Origin of the sequence: Chitinophaga skermanii (assembly GCF_003259335.1) — a bacterium.
Taxonomy (GTDB): Bacteria; Bacteroidota; Bacteroidia; order Chitinophagales; family Chitinophagaceae; genus Chitinophaga; species Chitinophaga skermanii.
In genome coordinates this window covers 67,010-85,370 of sequence record NZ_QLLL01000010.1, presented here as the reverse complement: position 1 = coordinate 85,370, position 18,361 = coordinate 67,010, and the positions used below count along the sequence as shown (strand labels likewise).

Genomic DNA, 18,361 nt, shown 5'->3' with positions numbered 1-18,361 from the left:
CATGAGAAGATTTGTAGGAATGATGCTGCTATGCAGCTTAGGGTTTACCAGTGTAAAAGCCCAAGAATTGTACGTCAACAGTGAACCGGCGAGTAACATGCCCGCTAAGTCGTTAGGACTCCGTTTAACAAACAAGTTCATGAAAATGCAGCACGACCAGCGTACGGCCATGCGTTTCGACCCGGAAATGATGGTAGGTATTAATAAGAACTGGATGATGCATGGTCAAACTTTCTTTGGTAACGTGATGCAAGATAACATCCGTTTTGAAGGTGCGAGTGTATATGCGAAATACAGGTTTTTATCGAACGACCAGCCCCATGCGCATTTCCGTATGGCTGCGTATGCGAGAGTATCGGTGATTGACAACCCTTATTTGCCAACAGGTGCCGATGGAAAGCCGGTGATGCATGCGAAGAACGAGGATTTGGATTTAGAAGGAGGAGCATCGGGTGCGAACGTGGGCATTGTGGCAACGGAATTGCTCCACAAATTGGCGCTTTCGGGTACTTTGGGTTACAATAGGTACACGAATAACGTGAACCATAATATCTTAGACGATTTATCACGCAATGCTGTGAATTATAGTATATCGGCCGGGTATTTATTGTTCCCGAAGAAATACAAAAGCTACGAGCAAACGAACATGAATTTGTACGTAGAGTTCCTGGGTAAATCGAACATGGATGCAGGCAAAACGGGTTATTATGTAGACGTGGCACCCGCGATCCAGTTCATTTTTAACAGTACAACGCGCTTAGATTTTTCGTACCGTACGCAGTTAGCAGGCGATATGCAGCGCCAAATGTTGTACAGCCAGTATTTAGTGCGAGTGGAACATAATATTTTCAACGCTTTTAAAAAGAGAAAGTAGGCAGCAAACAATATGAACTCCTCAACTTTATATATAAAAAACATGGTTTGCCCACGTTGTATTAAAGTGGTTAGCACTACTTTAACAGCGCTAGGAATACCTGTACAAGCAGCCACTTTGGGAAAAGTGACGATAGATAGAACCTTAACGCAACAGGAATTGCAAACGGTATCGGAGCAATTAACGGCGGAAGGATTTGAGTTGTTGGATGATAAGAAAATGCAGGTGGTGGAAGCCATCAAAAACTTGGTAGTGGAAACTGTGCATTATGGTGAATTGGATGAATTGAAAGAGAACTTTTCCACCTTGTTATCGCAGAAGTTACATAAGGATTATAACACCTTGAGTAAGTTGTTTAGTGAGCAAGAGGGAACAACCATCGAACAATACATTATTCACCAGAAAATTGAGCGTGTGAAAGAATTGTTGCTATATGGAGATCTGACGTTGAGCGAGATTGCGATTAAATTGGGATACAGTAGCGTAGCACATTTGAGCGCACAGTTTAAAAAAGTAACAGGCATGACGCCGAGTCAATTTAAACAAGCCGGCTCGGCGGAAAGAAAGCCGCTGGATGCCATTTAAACCGGGTGACAATGAAAGCGATATTATTGAAGATCGGTAGAATTTTGCAAGGACTTTTTGTTAAAAAGAACTGTTGTAAATAGTAGTAGGAAAAAGCAACCCCTGGGTTGCTTTTTCTTTTTGTAATACAGTACATCCTATTAGCCAAACATTAACAATCGAAGACTGGCAGGATGTTTGCAAAATGTGTACATTAGCTACTGAATTAATATGATGTTACCCTTGAAAAGAACACATGGATGGATATTGCTCATATTATTTCTCGCCGCCTGCGGATCTAAAAAACAACCGCCGAAGCAGAAAGAAATAGTGCAAGATGTTCGTCAACTCGATGAGATTATTGTTGGAAACATTGCAGATAGGTTATCCTATATCGACAATAATCATTTTATGGAAGACAGTGTACCCGTTTACAGCTCCAATCTCCTGCAAAGTTTTTACGAGATCTATGAAAATGCACCGAAATGGTCGAACAACGGCCAAGCATCTGGCAATTTAAAGGAATTAGTATCGTATGTGCAGAACGCCGAGTACGTGGGGTTACCACCGAAACGTTACCATGCTGCCGCGTTAGCAGCCGCATTGGATCAATTGCATAACGACCGCGAAGCTAAGAAAGACGCTGCCTTATGGGCACGTATGGACGTGATGGCCACCGATGCATTCATGAAACTCGCCAACGATTTACATTATGGTATTGCCCCACGTGATAGTAATGCACTTCGTAAGGATTCCGTATTTTCAGATATGGACATGATTGAAATGTTGCAAGCAGCATTACAATCCAATTCCTTGGAAACAGCATTTGCTAATTTGGAACCCAAACATGCCGGTTACGTAGGCTTAAAGAAAGAATGGAAGGCCTTTAAAGATTTGTACAGCCAATATACTTGGGATACGCTTCCAAGTCAATACACTGATACAGTTGCTTTCCGAGAATTGCTTGCCAACCGCTTAGTACAAACGGCTCATTTGGATACCACGGGTGGTAGGAAAGACACATCAGCCATACGACAAGCCGTAAAAAGCTTTCAAACGGAATTTAACGTATATCCCGACGGCGTAGCTGGCAAGAAAACCATCCAACTTCTCAACCGCAACATGAATGACTGGTTTGCCCAAGCCGCAGTTAACTTAGACCGCTGGCGTAAGCTCCCCGACTCGTTACCGGTAAGATTATTATGGGTGAATATTCCAGCTTATAATATGGAGTTAACGGATAGTAACGAAGTGGTGTTATCATCCCGTGTAATTGTAGGTACCCCAAAAACGCGTACCCCGATTTTAATAAGCACAATGACCAACTTTGTACTATACCCATATTGGCGTGTGCCGTACAGCATTGTATTCAAAGAAATGCTGCCTCAAATCAAAAAAGATGTTGGTTACTTACACAAAAAGAACCTCGAAGTAATCAATAAAGACGGTGAAGCCGTTGATCCTTATAGCATCGACTGGTCGAAATTGTCGAAAAATTACTTTCCATATGTACTCCGTCAAATGGATGGTGTAGATAACAGCTTGGGTGTCATGAAGTTTAACTTCCAGAACCCTTACCATGTATATCTACATGACACCAATAGCCGTGGCCTGTTCAAAAACAGCTACCGTGCCCTTAGTCATGGCTGTGTACGCGTACAACAATGGGATAGCCTAGCGATGTACCTTGTTCGCAACGACACGATCCGCCACAATACCCGCGATAGCGTTCGTACATGGCTCGCCCGTGGCGAGAAAAAGCAAGTAAACTTCCCCGGAAGGTTACCCATTTACATCCGCTACTTCACTGCCGAAGCCCGCGATGGCAAGATGCAGTTCTACGAAGATATTTATGGTGAAGATAAAACCCTGCGTAAAGCAATGGGCTTGTAACACTGTAATACAAGTTAAACAGGAACCTTTCCCCAACGGGAAAGGTTTTTTTATGCCCACTGACGCATTTAGCCCTGCTTAGGATGTTTGCGCGCTTAGCGTATAGGGTAATTAAATGGAAGCCAACTATTAGCTGAAAGATATATAAGTGTAAATAAAGGCGAAACCGATAAGATAGTATAACAAGTATATATCAACTACTATGTAATTACATGGATTTACATGGAACTTACATGGAAACTACTTAGAATTTACATGGAAAGTACTTGGGAAGAACATGATGGCTACATGTTACTTATAGTATTTTAACTAAGAATCTGGCTTTAAGGGATTATGTGTTAATAGGAATGTAACTGTATTGAATAAGGGTTTGGGTTGATAGGGAACAGTGTAGGCGTTATTCCAGAGTTATATTGTACGAACCAGTTTGCGGAAATTGCCTCTTTGGGATGAATTGCGACTAAAATTTATGCCAGTACTGGAAATGAATAAAGCCCCCTTAGGCTTATAGGTTCCAAATATAAAGAGAACCTACAGCTTGGCACCACAGTACCCCCACTGCCCAATCAAGGCCCCGATAAAACGCCCCCGTCGTTCACGGGGCGTTTTTCGCCTTTCTTTGGTTACTTTCTTTGGCGAGCAAAGAAAGTAACAACATAGGATGTAATTGAAACTAGAATGGCCGATCATTAAAATAAAACTAAACTAAACCATCTTCCGCCTTCGGCAAAACCATCTTCCACCGCCTTCGGCAGAAAATAAAAATCCCCGTTATGCATAAAACACAACGGGGATCTTAATATAAAGAAATTGGAAAAACTATTTATTCAATTTCGCTTTCAAGTTAGTGTCCAAAGCTTCTAAGAACTCTTCAGTATACAAATAATGTTTACCGTGTTCTACTTTGTTACCGTGGATACAAACAGCCAAATCTTTCGTCATTTTACCGCTCTCTACAGTTTCGATACAAACTTGTTCGAGGGCTTGACAGAAGTGAATTAACTCTTGGTTGTTATCTAATTTACCACGGAATTCTAAACCACGAGTCCATGCGAAGATAGACGCGATTGGGTTAGTTGAAGTTGGTTTACCAGCTTGGTGATCGCGGTAGTGACGAGTTACGGTACCGTGAGCAGCTTCCGCTTCCATTGTTTTACCGTCTGGGGTAATCAATGTAGACGTCATCAAGCCCAAAGAGCCGAAACCTTGTGCAACAGTATCAGATTGTACGTCACCGTCGTAGTTTTTACAAGCCCAAACGAAGTTACCGTTCCATTTTAAAGCAGAAGCCACCATGTCATCGATCAAACGGTGTTCGTAAGTCAAGCCATTTTTATCGAATTCAGCTTTGAATTCTTGTTGGTAAACTTCTTCAAAGATATCTTTGAAACGACCGTCGTATTTCTTCAAAATGGTGTTCTTTGTAGATAAGTACAAAGGCCATTTTTTCATCAACGCTTGGTTGAAACAAGCGCGAGCGAAACCGCGGATAGATTCGTCGGTATTGTACATTGCTAAAGCAACGCCATCACCTTTAAAGTTGTATACTTCGTGTTCGATTACTTCTCCGTTTTCACCTTCAAACTTGATGGTCAATTTACCTTTACCTTTCGTAATGAAATCGGTAGCGCGGTATTGATCACCGAAAGCGTGACGACCGATACAGATAGGAGCAGTCCAGTTAGGAACTAAACGTGGAACATTGCTCATAACGATTGGTTCACGGAAAACTGTACCATCCAAGATATTACGGATAGTACCGTTTGGTGATTTCCACATTTGTTTAAGGCCAAATTCTGTTACGCGCGCTTCATCGGGGGTAATAGTTGCACATTTGATACCAACACCATACTCACGGATTGCGTTTGCAGCATCTACCGTAACTTGGTCGTTAGTAGCATCACGGTGTTCCATGCCAAGGTCATAGTATTTAATATCTAAGTCCAAGTATGGCGTGATCAATTTGTCTTTAATAAACTTCCAGATGATGCGTGTCATTTCATCGCCATCCAGTTCTACTACAGGGTTTGCAACTTTAATTTTTGTAGACATTTCAGGATTTTTAATAAATTATATGATAAAAATAGGCAGAACCCCTTTTTCTGACCCATTTAAAACCCGTAATATACAAAGTACGCTGATATTATTCAAACAATTACAAGTGTTTGATAATCTCGTCTGCAAACTCGCTACATTTCACTAAAGTCGCATCATCCATCAATTGATAGAAGTCAATTGTTACGCGTTTGCGCATGATGGCGGTGCTAAGACCGTTCGTGATGATATCAGCAGCTTCTTTCCAACCCATGTATTCCAACATCATTACACCACTTAAGATCACAGATGAAGGGTTCATAGTATCGGTATTTGCGAAGCGAGGAGCTGTACCGTGGGTTGCTTCGAACACAGCGTGGCCGGTAGCGTAGTTGATATTAGCGCCCGGCGCAATACCAATACCACCAACTTCTGCCGCCAAAGCATCAGAGATATAGTCACCATTTAAGTTCAAAGTAGCTACTACCGAGTAGTCTTGTGGTGCTAAGAGGATTTGTTGTAAGAAGTTGTCGGCGATTACATCTTTAATGATGATTTTGCCATGTGCTTGTGCTACTTTCAGCTCTTTATTAGCTTCTTCTTCGCCGCTAGCTTTCTTTGTAGCTTCCCATTGTTCCCAAGTGTACACTTGTTCACCGAATTCTCTTACTGCCAAAGCATAGCCCCAGCTTTTGAAGCCACCTTCAGTGAATTTCATGATGTTACCTTTGTGAACGAGGGTAACAGATGGTTTTTTATGTTCAACCGCGTATTGGATAGCTGCACGTACTAAACGCTCAGAACCTTCTACAGAAACCGGTTTGATACCGAATGAAGATGTTTCAGGGAAACGAATGTTCTTAACACCCAATTCAGTTTGTAAGAAATGCAATAATTTTTTCGCTTCAGGAGAATCGTATTTATACTCGATACCGGCATAAATATCCTCCGTGTTTTCGCGGAAAATTACCATGTCCACTTTCTCTGGGTGTTTCACCGGGGAAGGAACCTTGTTGAACCAACGTACAGGACGTACGCAAGCATATAAGTCTAATGTTTGACGCATGGCTACGTTCAAAGAACGGATACCACCACCTACAGGTGTACTAAGAGGACCTTTAATTGAAACTAAGTATTCACTCAAAGCATCGAGTGTAGCCGCTGGCAACCATTCGCCAGTTTCGTTGAAGGCTTTTTCGCCTGCAAGCACTTCTTTCCACTCAATTTTTCTGGAACTGCCGTAAGCTTTTTCAATTGCGGCATCAAATACGCGAACGCTGGCACGCCAAATGTCTGGGCCGATGCCATCGCCTTCAATAAATGGAATAATTGGATGGTTCGGAACTTTTACCTGGCCATTACTCATTGTGATTTTTTCTCCCGGCATAAAACAATTTATTTATGCATTACGAATGTATGTTTAGCAGCGCAAAGGTAAAACATTTCAATCTAAAGCGCTGTTAAATAAAACAAGCACTTTTGCACATTTTTGGTATGCTGGTGGCTTGTTTCGTTGTATAATTAAAAAAAGTAACGACAATGTTTCATTTAGTCTTATTTTGGAGCCTTCTATCAATAACCAACAACCACATGTCGCAACATAACCAAGCGTACTCGTTTTTAGCTTTAGGCGATAGCTACACCATTGGCGAAGCCGTACCAACAGAAGAGCGTTTTCCCATGCAAACCTCTGCCATCCTTCGTGCCGAACAATTTAATATAGAAACACCCCGTATTATTGCCACCACCGGATGGACTACCGACGAACTGGCAGCCGGTATTGCCGCTGCAGAGGTGGAAGCTACCTATGATATAGTGACTTTGCTTATTGGTGTGAATGACCAATACCGTGGTAGACCCGTAGCGGATTATGAACCGGCCTTCAAATCCTTATTAGAACAAGCCATTCGCTTTGCGGGAGGACATAATAGCCGAGTTTTTGTATTGTCGATTCCAGACTGGGGTGTTACACCTTTTGCTGAAGGGCGTGATCGGCAGCAGATTGGGCAGCAAATTGATCAATACAACGCTGTTAATAAGAAAATAGCACTTCAATACGGTATTACCTACCTGGATATTACGCCTAATACTCGTTTAGCCACTACCGATGCTACGCTGGTAGCCGAAGATGGCTTGCACCCAAGTGGAAAAGCTTACCAGGCTTGGTCGCATGCCCTAGCCCCGCTCATTGCCAAGGCACTGCAACCATAAGGGTAACTAGGTTGTTTACATTGCTTATACCAAAACAAATCCATAATTATGGCAGAACATGTTGTTAAAATCCTTCGGATCGATCCTGTTACGCATAATGTTAAAAGGTTTAAAGTAGAAAAGCCGGCGGGATATAGCTTCATCCCCGGCCAGGCCACCGATGTGGCAATCAACCAACCTCGCTGGAAGGATCAATTACGCCCTTTTACCTTTACGGCCCTGAATAATTGGGATCACCTGGAGTTTACGATTAAAATGTACCGTGATCACGACGGGGTAACGAACCACTTAGATACTTTGCAAGTAGGCGACGAGCTGATCTTGCACGATGTATGGGGAGCCATTCAGTACAAAGGAGAAGGTATATTTATTGCCGGTGGCGCGGGTATAACCCCCTTTATTGCCATATTTAGGCAACTATACCAGGATGGGAAAGTGGGCGAGAATAAGCTTATTTTCTCTAACCAAACTACGAAAGACATCATCCTGAAAGACGAATTCCAGAAAATCCTCGGTAAAAACTTCTTGAATGTAATTACAAAGGAGAAAGTGGATGCATACGATTTTGGGATTGTGAATGAAGATTACCTGCGTAAGAAGGTGACGAACTTCAACCAGCCCTTTTATATTTGCGGCCCCGACCGTATGGTAGCTGCTTTACAAGAAATATTGCAAAAATTGGGAGCGCCCACGATTGTAGTAGAAATGTAAACTTCGCCGACTGTAATACACCTCTTTTACCGGTGAAAATTAGCCGATTGGGATTTTCACCGGGATTTTCCCCTCTTTTACCGATGTTGCCCACACCTTAACCTAAACCCCATTGTCACCATACCGTGATGTTTCTACTTTTGTTTCATAAAATATACAATATATGAGCAGCTACAATCGTCATGAAGATAGAAACGGAATGTGGGGAGGTATTATCCTTGTTATCATAGGTTCTTTATTTTTATTAAAAAGATTAGATATCGGTTTTCCATCATGGATTTTTTCATGGGAAGTAATTTTGATTGTTATTGGTTTGGCCTTGGGCGTACGTCGTAACTTCAAAGGTTCTGGTTGGTTGATATGTGTGATGATTGGTGGGTTTTTTATATTGAAAGATTATATAGAATGGTGGCCAATCAACGTACGTAGGTTCATGTGGCCATTAATCATCATCCTTGTTGGTATTATCATCATTATCAATAGCACTAAAAGGAAATTGCAACGTAACATTATCATGGAAGGCGGTTCATTAGAAGACTTTGTGAATTCGACCGTAATATTCAGTGGTGATAAGCGTACCGTGTTATCTAAAAATTTTAAAGGTGGGCAGGTGACCGCGGTTTGTGGAGGTGCAAAAATCAACCTCTTACAAGCAGATATCGCTGATGAGGCAATACTAGATGTATATGCGGTATTCGGTGGTGTGGAAATTATTGTCCCCAACAATTGGGAAGTAGTAATGGATGTAAACGCGATGTTTGGTGGTGTGGAAGATAAGCGCAAAGGTGAATTTGTTCCGGGTATTTACTCGAAGAAGTTATTCATTAAAGGTAGTTGCACCTTTGCCGGAATTGAAGTGAAAGCGTACTAAGGTACGCCACCACTAGCACGAATTATGATCCATCCTTTATATAATGCTAAACTTATTTTTATGCAGTGGTTTGTTGCAAAAGTAGTGTACCAGGTAATTTGCGGGGCAGGCGATCATATGGCGCAATTTGACGAACAGTTGAGATTAATCAGCGCAAACAATAAACAGGAAGCTTGGTTGAAAGCCAACGAAATAGGCAAACAAGAACAATATGCCTTCAAAAACCAAAAGCAAGAACTCGTAGAATGGCGCTTCATAAACGTACCCGAGTTACAAGCATTGGCAGAACTTTCGGATGGTATTGAGTTGTATTCAAGAGTAGAAGAACCCCACGACGCTAATTCGTACGTGGCCCTTCAACAAATGAAAGCCGCTCAATTACAAACCCAAAAGTATTTTGAAGTAAATTTATAAGCCATCAAACGATATTAGCTTTGGCCAAACTGTTACTATCCATCAAATCCGCGCAGATCATTTTCGGCATATCTTGGTTATGTGTTACGCTGCTAAATGCTGCCCTATTATACTTCTGGTTCTCAGCCAATATCGAAACGGCGATTGTAGACAGCTTAATTCATAATATATTATTAGCCTTCGCGGTAATGGGATTAAGTCAAACCTTAACCTATTACCGCCCTAAAGGCAAGTACCTCTTTGTAGTGGTGACCAGTACTACGTTAGCCATTATTTGGGTGATGTTGAGTGGTTGGGTGTTAGCAAAAATCTTCGAGAAAGATTTGCTTTATACCGCTTGGTTATACACAGCGATGCCTATTACGTTTATTTATGGCTTTATTTTATTGTTAGCCATGGGCATCATTAGCTTACTATTCTACGAAACCCGGGAGCAGCAAAGTATCTTAGCTCGTAAGGAAGAAGCGGAGAAAATGGCCCGTGAGGCCGAGTTGTTCAAACTTCGTCAACAGTTACAACCGCATTTTCTTTTCAATAGTTTAAACTCCATCAACGCATTGATCGCCATTAGGCCCGATGAAGCCCGGCAGATGGTAACGAAGCTTTCGGATTTCTTACGAGGTACCTTGAAGAAAGAGGATAAACAATGGATCAGTGTAGATGAAGAAATTCAATACTTACGATTGTACTTAGATATTGAAAAAGTGCGGTTCCGCCACCGTTTATCTACCGAGATAACTATTAGTGAAGCAGCGACAGGCTTACAAATTCCGCCTATGATTTTACAGCCAATAGTTGAAAATGCGATCAAATTTGGATTGTACGATACAACAGAGGCGATTACAATTACTATAGATGCTTGGCAGGAAGATGGGGTATTGATGATTGCTGTTGCTAACCCATTCGACTCGTCGTTGAACCCTGCGAGTAAAAGCGGGACGGGATTTGGGTTAAGTTCTATACAACGACGATTATACTTGCTTTTCGGAAGGCAAGATCTTCTTTCGACCACTTCCGAAGGCGATTTATTTACAGCTACCATAAAAGTACCGCAACCACAATGATAAAAGTTGTTTTAATAGATGATGAGCCGCTTGCACGGGAATTGGTACTTGAATACCTTAAAGTATTTCCCCATGTGCAAGTAGTGCAAGAGTGTAACGATGGCTTCGAAGGATTGAAGGCCATACAACAACATCAACCAGATTTGATTTTCTTAGACATTCAAATGCCGAAGATTAACGGTTTTGAAATGTTGGAATTAGTAGAGAAAATGCCGGCAGTTATTTTTGCTACAGCATTTGAAGAATATGCATTGAAGGCATTTGAAGTGCATGCTGTAGATTACTTGTTAAAACCATTTTCACGCGAACGCTTCGAAAAGGCGGTACAGAAATGGTTACAAGCACGCCCTACAGTAGAAGATGAAAAGGAAACGCAAGCTCTTTTAGAAACGGCCGCACAGCAGATGCCTGCACAGCATAATAGGATAGTGGTAAAAATCAATGGTAAGATTAAGATTATTCCATTACACGATATACAATACTTAGAAGCTGCGGATGATTATGTTCGAGTTATAACATCGGAAGGAGCTTTCTTAAAGAATAAAACGATGAGTTTCTTTGAGAAGATGCTAGATCCTACCCAGTTTATACGCGTGCACCGTTCATATATTTTGAACGTTACACAAATTACACGTATCGATCCGTATGAAAAGGATGCACATATTGCCATTTTAAAGAATGGTGAGAAGGTGCCTGTGAGTAAGACGGGTTACCCTAAATTAAAAGAAGTACTTGGGTTATGATAAAGTTTGAAAGAGCTTTTCTAATTTCTCTTTCAATAAAATTTTTTGTCCAGTTTTCCCCTGCGCAATTAAACGTTCTCCTACGCGCGCCTCATAGCTACAAATGATTTCGTGGCGATTAATTTCCAAAATAGTAGCCACGAAATCGACCGTAGTGCCTTCTAGGGCAGGTGATCGATGTTCTACTGTGAGCATTGTACCAATGCCTTCTTCGTTTTCATCTTTCTCATCTAACACAAATAAGCGGCAGCACCATTCTGCATCGCGGGATAATGCAAACGTAGCATATACAGGGTGCACGGCACCACTATCGAAAGTGGCGCAATCGGTAGGGCGAACGAGTCGTTGAAAGGTGCGTGAATCTCCAATTTGCAGGGCATGCTTCATATCTTAAAAATACAAAAAGCCGGGCAATAACGCGTGCCCGGCTTTTTGATAGAAGAGGAGATGAATTATTTTTTGGATTCCAGTTAAGAAGTTATCACGGTGCAATTAAAATGAGTATAGAAATTTAATAATTGCAAGAATAACAGTTTGGCGGGTTGTTACTTTGGTAGTATGGAATAAATTATCCATTATGGCATGGCCATAAATAGTATGTTCGATCTTATTTTTTAGTTAAATTGTTTTCTTATTATTAAAGCTTTTTCTTCGCTGCGTTCAACATGTTTTGTAATGTTTCTTGCTGCAAAACTTTGCCGTGCACTATTACGGTATTAATCTTTTTTGTATTAGAAATATTTTCTAGTGGATTTGCATCTAGGATAACTAAATCGGCAATTTTACCCGCTTGTACACCGCCATAGTCTTTGGTGATACCGAAGTAAGTAGCCGGGTTGATGGTTGCTGTTTGTAATGCTTGCAAAGGTGTAAGTCCAGCTTCAACAAATAGTGCTAGCTCATCGTGTAGGCTAAAGCCAGGGAACACATATGGGTTGGGATAATCGGTACCTGCAATAAACTTAATACCGGCTTTGTACATAGGTAGGATCATGTCCATTTTCATCTTAAACGCTTTGCGTTGCAAGATGTATAGCTCATCTTGTGCCTTTGCAAAGCGGAAGTCATTTTTAGGGTCCCAACGTTGTTTAAAGCCTGCACCCATGTATACCAAGCGCGGATCGTTGGTAAAGGTAGTATCGGTTAAATAAGCGATCGACCTGTTTACAACAAGTGTTGGGCACTGCCAGCTATCGTATTTTGCTAATGCTTGTATGGCGGTTTGGAATTTTTTAGGATTGAAGTTGCGTTGTAAGAATGCTTCACGGTAAACTTTATTTTGTAGGCTTGTATCCGTAATTTTTTTCTTTTGCCAATCGAAGTAATAATCGGCACTATCACTGGCTATTTCTAAAAAACCGTACATGTGTTCCATACTTTTTTGACCAGCTTGAGCGGCTTCTAGCACGGTAATGCGGTTGGGTACATGGCCAGCGAATACCATATTTTGCTTTTTGGCTTCATCTGCAATGGCATAATAGGATTCTTCGCTCAACAAGGAGTATACTTTGATGAAATCAACGCCTAAGTTTTTAACAGAATCAACTACTTTCCTGCCTTGTTCTGCATTGCCAACTTTTGCAGAACCTGGCCAAATGGGTTGTGGTCCATCAACAATAGGCCCGGAGGCATAGATAACAGGTCCGAGCAGTTCGCCGTTTTGGATTTTTGTACGCCATTCACGCACCAGCTTAATATCATCAAACATATCGCGTACACCTGTAACGCCATTGCAAATAAGTAGTGGGAAATAAAAGCCGGCCGATTGGGTATGCCCGTGCATATCCCATAACCCTGGGATAATAAACTTTCCTTTCGCTTCTACGATGGTTGTGTTGTTAGGAACACTTGGAGTCTTCCCGGTAATGCTTTCAATTCGATCATTTTTTATGAAAATGAATTGATGATGATTTGTTTTACCGGTAGAAACATCCACAACGTTCACATCACGGATAAGTACTGGGTTTTGTGCCAACAATTTAATTGTGCAGCACAGAGCGATAAAGAGTATAGATAGGGTACGCATAGGACCAATTTTTTGGTCATTCAAATTACAACAAATTACTGTACAACCAGTACAGGAACTTGTACATAATGACGAACATGGTTTACTGTTTCCCCATAAATCCAATCTTTAATACCAGTATGGCCATGGCCACCTAATACAAGTAGATCTGCCTTTTCTTCCTTTACAAGACGTACAATTTCTTTGGCACGGTGACGGTAGCCGAGAACTCCCTTTGCATTGATCCCTTTTTCCTTCAATAAGGCCACATATGTATCTAATTGTTCTTGGTCCTTTTGAGTTTCAAAATCATAACTTTCTTTACCAAACCACCGAGCAGAAGCACTTTCTACAATGTGTATAAGTATGTATTCGGTATCGGTATTACCCTGTGACAGGGCGTGGGAAATAATGGATTGATCTTGTTGGCTAAAATCGAGTGCGAGTGCAATTTTATAGTAATTAGGATGGGTTAATTCACCAAGGCTCGCTTTTGATGTGTGCATGCGAGCAGAAGCTTGTTTGTATTTATTAAAGAGTGGGTAAAAGACGGTTACAACGAGCAAAAACAAGAAGAAAATGCCCGCAATTATAATAGCTGCATCGCCCCAAAAACTGTGCGATGAAGTGATGAAGTCCTTCGCCTCTGCGTATACCATCTTCACATTAAGGTACACCAATATTCCCGCAATTAGCCACGCTGCTACTTTTACATGCCAACGGATGGCGAAAGTGCCCATTGTTTGCTTGTCGCTTACGAAGTGAATTAAAGGGATTACGGCGAAACCTAATTGTAAGCTTAACAGTACTTGGCTGAATACCAATAATTCCCCTACTTTTTCTTCCCCGGCTATCAAAATTACGAGTAGAGCAGGGGCAATGGCAAGGAGGCGCGTTAATAATCTTCTGAGCCATGGGTTGATACGCAAACTGAGGTATCCTTCCATTACAATTTGCCCTGCTAAGGTGCCTGTTACAGTTGAGCTTTGACCGGCAGCGATTAGGGCTACGGCAAATAAGATCGGAGCGAGTTTGTTACCTAACAGTTGATCGAGCATCATATGTGCATCGCGGATATCGGCGATGCCGGTATGGCCAGATTCGAAAAATACCTTTGCTGCTAAGATTAAAATGGCAGCATTCACAAAGAAGGCCAAATTCAATGCAATAGCAGAATCGAAAATGTTAAACCTAATAGCCTGACGAATACCTTGATCATCGCGTTTAATTTTACGCGTTTGCACCAAGGCAGAGTGTAAGTAAAGGTTGTGTGGCATAACCGTGGCACCTATAATACCAATAGCAATGTATAAGGCAGTTTCATCGGGAATATGGGGGATGAAGCCTTTAGCCACTTCAGTAAGGGCCGGTTTTGCTAGTAATAATTCTACCAAGAAAGAAGCACCTACAATAGCTACTAAGGAAATAATGAATGCCTCCATCTTACGAATGCCGTAGCGGTGTAAAACGAGCAGGAGGAAAGTATCCAATACTGTAAGAGAAACGCCCCAAATTAAGTCGATCCCGGTCAATAATTGCAAACCAATGGCCATACCTAAAACTTCCGCTAAATCTGTAGCTGCGATGGCTATTTCGGCTAGGATATATAACATGAAGTTGATAGCGGGAGGATAAGTTTCCCGGTTGGCTTGGGCTAAATCACGTCCACGAACAATACCCAAACGTGCACTTAAACTTTGAAGCAGTAATGCCATGAGATTACTCATTAACAATACCCAAATTAGCGTATAACCATATTGCGCACCACCGGCAAGGTCGGTAGCCCAGTTACCAGGATCCATATAACCAACACTTACTAGGTAAGCGGGGCCAAAAAATGCAAGTAACTTACGCCAGCGTGGGCGATTTTTCGTGGTATCTACACTTTGATGTACTTCACTAAGCGATGCAGAATTTTCGGGAGTGTGATTCATATGCCATTCAAAATTGTAATAGATAGCGGCATTGTGGTAAAGCCGTTACTGTTATATTGGTCTAACTTGGATTGTTTTTGAAACCTGTTCACTTAAAGTAAGCGCAGGTTGATTTTTAATTTTGATTTCAACGGAGTTATCAAAATCATATCTTTCAATTACCTCGATATGTGTACCTAAACGAATGCCTTTCGCGTTTAAGAATTCGAGTAAGGAAGTTGATTGATCGGATACACCAGCTATTTCTAGTCTTTTAGCCGTGGCTTTGTCGAGCGAAACGCTGCTGCGTGGTTTATTGATTTTACCGTTTGCATCGGGAATTGGATCGCCGTGCGGATCGGTACTAGGATTGCCAAGGAATTCGCTAAGTCGATTTGTAAGCTTTTCACTTCTTACATGTTCAAGATCTTCGGCAATTTCGTGTACCTCTTCCCAACTGAAACCGAGTTTGTCTACTAAAAAACACTCCCAAAGGCGATGGCGACGAACAATTTGTAGCGCAATTTTTTTACCTTCATGGGTGAGGGTAATGCCTTGGTATTTTTCGTATTCGATGAGTGATTTTTCTTTGAGCTTTTTAGCCATGTCGGTTACCGAAGCAGGCTTCGTATCCAGTTCGTAAGCAATGGAGTTGGTGGAAACGGAATTGGTGCCGTCTTGGAGTTTATAGATAGACTTGATATAGTTCTCTTCCGCAATTGTTAAATTCATACTGTCTAAAATATAATTTAGACAAAACTAAATAATTATTTTGGAAAACAAAAGGCTTACTAAAATTTGCAATATGGCCTTATTTTTGTAATCTTTACCGCTTTTTCATATAAAGATATTTTATAATTTTCTGAGAGAATACTAAAAAACGTATGCAAAGAATACTTTGGTTGATATTGATTTTCGGTGTGTTGGCATCTTGTAAGTCCAAGCAGCAAACGTCTAAAACCGACGAAGATGCGCCGCTTACTTTCCCCGAGTTTAGGAAGTTGTTCGCAGAAGGTGCCTTACCTTACCGCTTAGCCAGCGATGCGATGGCTACTAAATTGGCAGATTCTACCGCCTTGAAAACAAAAGTGGTGAAGCAGTTCCAAATCGATTCTCTTTTGAAAGATGATGTGGGAGAAAAAGTGAAGTATTTCCCGGTAGCTTATTTTAAAGAAGCACCTATCGATTATTTCATAGTTCAAACCCAAGGAAAAGCGACCAAAGCATTTTTGCTTTTATTCGATAAAAAAGGCAACTATATCAATAAAATGATGGTAGGCCAAGTAGCAACAGGTAAGCCAACGATTGATTTCTCATTGGATAAGAAGTTGAATCTAAAAGTAAATACAAGTGAATTAATGCCGGGTGCTAAAACACCGGCCACGAAAGAGGAATATTTCGATGTAAGTCAAACAGGCGCATTTACTTTGGTGTTAACAAACTCCAGCGCACCAACAGGCCCGGGTCAATACTATAACCCAATCGACACGCTTTCACACAAACACAAACTATCTGGCAATTATACTTCCGGCGAAAACAGCATTATTTCCATCCGTGATGGCGAGTCGCCAAAGGATTTCTTATTCTTTATTCATATTTCAAAAGATAAAGGTGCGTGTGTAGCAGAAATCGACGGTACTGGTCGTTTTACAAGTGCAACAACTGGGCAGTTCCGCGATAAAAACAGTGCTTGTGTAATTGAATTCACTTTCACCAATAATAAAGTAGCTATATCTGAAAGTAGCTGTGGTGCATACCGTGGCATTCAATGTTCTTTTGAAGGTACTTATACGAAAAAGAAGGAAGTAAAGAAAGCAACAAAGAAATAAACGAATACGTAATAGATATTGAGCAGTAATGGGTTTCCTGTTACTGCTTTTTTTATGGATGGAATTTCCACGCAAGATGTATGTACTATAGGTGCATATTCTTTTTTATAATGGAAATAAAATCGGCACGGTCAATGAAACGTGCTCCCAAAGAGGCTAAGTGTTCAGTATGTACTTGGCAATCTATTATTTGTAATCCTTGTTCGGCAGCCATTTCTACGAAAGTAATGAAGGCAGCTTTAGAAGCATTACTAACATGTGCAAACATCGATTCACCAAAAAAGCAATCCCCAATTTTCACACCATACAATCCCCCTACTAATTGCCCATTTTGCCATGCTTCAACTGATAAGGCAAAGCCCATGTTGTGCAATGTTTTATAGGCTGCTTGCATTTCTTGGGTAATCCAGGTACTGTCTTGTCCCGGGCGTTCTTTTAAACTACATTGTTTAATTACTTCCTCGAAACATTGGTTAATGGTAATGTTGAAGGTATTACGTTTCAACACTTGCCGCATGCTTTTAGAGATATAGATTTCTTGTGGAAATAAAACGAAGCGAGGGTCTGGACTCCACCACATGATAGGTTCATCATCACCGAACCAAGGAAATATACCGGATTGATAAGCGAGTAATAATCTTCCGGGTGTAAGATCGCCACCTACGGCCAACAGCCCGTCATCTTCAGCTAAATGAACTGGGGGAAATAGTAATGTAGAAGGGTGTAAAGTGAATATCGGCACGAACTGTTTGAAATATTTTGCAGAAAAGAAGAAGCGCCCATCTTTAGGAACCTACGGTTTCTTCGATGGTAGCGCTTAAGCCTCTTTCAAGAAGGGCTTCACACATGGGACGCAAAGTGGTGAACTCGCCCGTTTTAACAGCGTATTTACCATTATAATGGATAATGAGTGCACATTGCTCTGCTTGTTCGGGGGAATGGTCGCATACTTCGATCAGTGATTGGATCACCCAATCAAAAGTATTCACTTCATCATTCCATACCACGAGGCTATACGGAAATTGTTCGTCTTCCGCTACCAGCACGTCTTCCCAGGTTTGTGTAGACTTTTCTTTTTCCGTGTGAGAAACCATGTTTTTAATTTATTTACTGCAAAAGTAAACATTTTGGTAGCTAAGTTGGTCATGAAATGGTGTTAATAATTCGTATCATTTTACATAGTGGCTACTCATACGATTTCAAATAATTGTAGTTTGCAGGTGGAAAAATCGCAA

At 41.2% G+C, this 18,361-nt stretch carries 18 protein-coding genes; 10 read left to right on the top strand and 8 right to left on the bottom strand.

The genetic code is table 11. The features are described from left to right. Window position 1: 1 nt before the first annotated feature. The 3 genes from LX64_RS22445 to LX64_RS22435 all read left to right on the top strand — a co-directional run bounded on the left by LX64_RS22445 (window position 2) and on the right by LX64_RS22435 (window position 3,331). Window positions 2-874: a transporter family protein gene (locus tag LX64_RS22445; protein ID WP_148707430.1), complete on the top strand. Its 873-nt coding sequence runs from the start codon at window positions 2-4 to the stop codon at window positions 872-874. Window positions 875-916: 42 nt separating this feature from the next. Next, a complete protein-coding gene (locus LX64_RS22440; RefSeq protein WP_111599939.1) occupies window positions 917-1,459 on the top strand; it encodes a helix-turn-helix domain-containing protein in 543 nt (180 codons plus the stop codon). A 222-nt stretch (window positions 1,460-1,681) separates the two neighbouring features. Then, window positions 1,682-3,331, top strand: coding sequence for a L,D-transpeptidase family protein (locus LX64_RS22435; RefSeq protein ID WP_158538710.1), 1,650 nt, complete (start codon window positions 1,682-1,684; stop codon window positions 3,329-3,331). Between the two features lie 819 nt (window positions 3,332-4,150). Here LX64_RS22435 and LX64_RS22430 read toward each other — a convergent pair. Both LX64_RS22430 and icd read right to left on the bottom strand, forming a co-directional pair. Further along, the gene (locus LX64_RS22430; RefSeq protein WP_111599937.1) at window positions 4,151-5,383 is read right to left on the bottom strand and encodes an NADP-dependent isocitrate dehydrogenase; all 1,233 of its coding nucleotides are present in this window, start codon (window positions 5,381-5,383) and stop codon (window positions 4,151-4,153) included. A gap of 103 nt (window positions 5,384-5,486) precedes the next feature. Continuing rightward, a complete protein-coding gene (gene icd / locus LX64_RS22425; RefSeq protein ID WP_111599936.1) occupies window positions 5,487-6,752 on the bottom strand; it encodes an NADP-dependent isocitrate dehydrogenase in 1,266 nt (421 codons plus the stop codon). 203 nt (window positions 6,753-6,955) lie between these two features. On the opposite strand from icd, the gene LX64_RS22420 reads away from it, so the two are divergent. The 6 genes from LX64_RS22420 to LX64_RS22395 all read left to right on the top strand — a co-directional run bounded on the left by LX64_RS22420 (window position 6,956) and on the right by LX64_RS22395 (window position 11,379). Next, window positions 6,956-7,576, top strand: coding sequence for an SGNH/GDSL hydrolase family protein (locus LX64_RS22420; protein WP_111599935.1), 621 nt, complete (start codon window positions 6,956-6,958; stop codon window positions 7,574-7,576). 48 nt (window positions 7,577-7,624) lie between these two features. Beyond that, complete coding sequence (locus tag LX64_RS22415) at window positions 7,625-8,287, top strand: FAD-binding oxidoreductase (protein WP_111599934.1); 663 nt, start codon at window positions 7,625-7,627, stop codon at window positions 8,285-8,287. Window positions 8,288-8,450: 163 nt separating this feature from the next. After that, the gene (locus LX64_RS22410) at window positions 8,451-9,158 is read left to right on the top strand and encodes a LiaF transmembrane domain-containing protein (RefSeq protein WP_111599933.1); all 708 of its coding nucleotides are present in this window, start codon (window positions 8,451-8,453) and stop codon (window positions 9,156-9,158) included. Between the two features lie 60 nt (window positions 9,159-9,218). Then, the gene (locus LX64_RS22405; protein ID WP_111599932.1) at window positions 9,219-9,572 is read left to right on the top strand and encodes a DUF4288 domain-containing protein; all 354 of its coding nucleotides are present in this window, start codon (window positions 9,219-9,221) and stop codon (window positions 9,570-9,572) included. Window positions 9,573-9,592: 20 nt separating this feature from the next. Then, window positions 9,593-10,636 (top strand): sensor histidine kinase, encoded by a 1,044-nt coding sequence (locus LX64_RS22400; protein ID WP_211324871.1) that lies wholly within the window; start codon window positions 9,593-9,595, stop codon window positions 10,634-10,636. Then, window positions 10,633-11,379 (top strand): LytR/AlgR family response regulator transcription factor, encoded by a 747-nt coding sequence (locus tag LX64_RS22395; RefSeq protein WP_111599931.1) that lies wholly within the window; start codon window positions 10,633-10,635, stop codon window positions 11,377-11,379. The genes LX64_RS22400 and LX64_RS22395 overlap by 4 nt, the downstream gene beginning before the upstream one ends. On the opposite strand, the gene LX64_RS22390 is transcribed toward LX64_RS22395, so the two are convergent. The 4 genes from LX64_RS22390 to LX64_RS22375 all read right to left on the bottom strand — a co-directional run bounded on the left by LX64_RS22390 (window position 11,374) and on the right by LX64_RS22375 (window position 16,029). Then, window positions 11,374-11,766, bottom strand: coding sequence for a thioesterase family protein (locus LX64_RS22390; RefSeq protein ID WP_111599930.1), 393 nt, complete (start codon window positions 11,764-11,766; stop codon window positions 11,374-11,376). The genes LX64_RS22395 and LX64_RS22390 overlap by 6 nt on opposite strands. 250 nt (window positions 11,767-12,016) lie before the next feature. Beyond that, a complete protein-coding gene (locus LX64_RS22385; RefSeq protein WP_111599929.1) occupies window positions 12,017-13,405 on the bottom strand; it encodes an amidohydrolase family protein in 1,389 nt (462 codons plus the stop codon). A 35-nt stretch (window positions 13,406-13,440) separates the two neighbouring features. Continuing rightward, entirely contained in the window at window positions 13,441-15,318 is a 1,878-nt protein-coding gene (locus LX64_RS22380; RefSeq protein WP_111599928.1) for an Nramp family divalent metal transporter, read from the bottom strand. Between the two features lie 51 nt (window positions 15,319-15,369). Next, entirely contained in the window at window positions 15,370-16,029 is a 660-nt protein-coding gene (locus tag LX64_RS22375; RefSeq protein WP_111599927.1) for a metal-dependent transcriptional regulator, read from the bottom strand. A gap of 152 nt (window positions 16,030-16,181) precedes the next feature. On the opposite strand from LX64_RS22375, the gene LX64_RS22370 reads away from it, so the two are divergent. Beyond that, window positions 16,182-17,126 (top strand): hypothetical protein, encoded by a 945-nt coding sequence (locus LX64_RS22370; protein WP_111599926.1) that lies wholly within the window; start codon window positions 16,182-16,184, stop codon window positions 17,124-17,126. Between the two features lie 85 nt (window positions 17,127-17,211). Here the strand turns inward: LX64_RS22370 and aat are convergent, their stop codons facing one another. Beyond that, complete coding sequence (aat, locus tag LX64_RS22365) at window positions 17,212-17,868, bottom strand: leucyl/phenylalanyl-tRNA--protein transferase (protein ID WP_111599925.1); 657 nt, start codon at window positions 17,866-17,868, stop codon at window positions 17,212-17,214. Window positions 17,869-17,911: 43 nt separating this feature from the next. Then, window positions 17,912-18,220, bottom strand: a complete 309-nt coding sequence (locus tag LX64_RS22360) for an ATP-dependent Clp protease adaptor ClpS (protein ID WP_111599924.1) — start codon at window positions 18,218-18,220, stop codon at window positions 17,912-17,914. Between the last annotated feature and the right edge of the window lie 141 nt (window positions 18,221-18,361).

What these genes read in the sequence shown, in the direction of transcription:
- LX64_RS22370 (WP_111599926.1), top strand. Translation starts at nt 16,182, where the DNA reads ATGCAAAGAATACTTTGGTTGATATTGATTTTCGGTGTGTTGGCATCT.
- LX64_RS22445 (WP_148707430.1), top strand. Translation starts at nt 2, where the DNA reads ATGAGAAGATTTGTAGGAATGATGCTGCTATGCAGCTTAGGGTTTACC.
- LX64_RS22405 (WP_111599932.1), top strand. Translation starts at nt 9,219, where the DNA reads ATGCAGTGGTTTGTTGCAAAAGTAGTGTACCAGGTAATTTGCGGGGCA.
- LX64_RS22415 (WP_111599934.1), top strand. Translation starts at nt 7,625, where the DNA reads ATGGCAGAACATGTTGTTAAAATCCTTCGGATCGATCCTGTTACGCAT.
- LX64_RS22430 (WP_111599937.1), bottom strand. Translation starts at nt 5,383, where the DNA reads ATGTCTACAAAAATTAAAGTTGCAAACCCTGTAGTAGAACTGGATGGC.
- LX64_RS22420 (WP_111599935.1), top strand. Translation starts at nt 6,956, where the DNA reads ATGTCGCAACATAACCAAGCGTACTCGTTTTTAGCTTTAGGCGATAGC.
- LX64_RS22385 (WP_111599929.1), bottom strand. Translation starts at nt 13,405, where the DNA reads ATGCGTACCCTATCTATACTCTTTATCGCTCTGTGCTGCACAATTAAA.
- icd (WP_111599936.1), bottom strand. Translation starts at nt 6,752, where the DNA reads ATGCCGGGAGAAAAAATCACAATGAGTAATGGCCAGGTAAAAGTTCCG.
- LX64_RS22375 (WP_111599927.1), bottom strand. Translation starts at nt 16,029, where the DNA reads ATGAATTTAACAATTGCGGAAGAGAACTATATCAAGTCTATCTATAAA.
- LX64_RS22440 (WP_111599939.1), top strand. Translation starts at nt 917, where the DNA reads ATGGTTTGCCCACGTTGTATTAAAGTGGTTAGCACTACTTTAACAGCG.
- LX64_RS22380 (WP_111599928.1), bottom strand. Translation starts at nt 15,318, where the DNA reads ATGAATCACACTCCCGAAAATTCTGCATCGCTTAGTGAAGTACATCAA.
- LX64_RS22395 (WP_111599931.1), top strand. Translation starts at nt 10,633, where the DNA reads ATGATAAAAGTTGTTTTAATAGATGATGAGCCGCTTGCACGGGAATTG.
- LX64_RS22360 (WP_111599924.1), bottom strand. Translation starts at nt 18,220, where the DNA reads ATGGTTTCTCACACGGAAAAAGAAAAGTCTACACAAACCTGGGAAGAC.
- LX64_RS22410 (WP_111599933.1), top strand. Translation starts at nt 8,451, where the DNA reads ATGAGCAGCTACAATCGTCATGAAGATAGAAACGGAATGTGGGGAGGT.
- LX64_RS22390 (WP_111599930.1), bottom strand. Translation starts at nt 11,766, where the DNA reads ATGAAGCATGCCCTGCAAATTGGAGATTCACGCACCTTTCAACGACTC.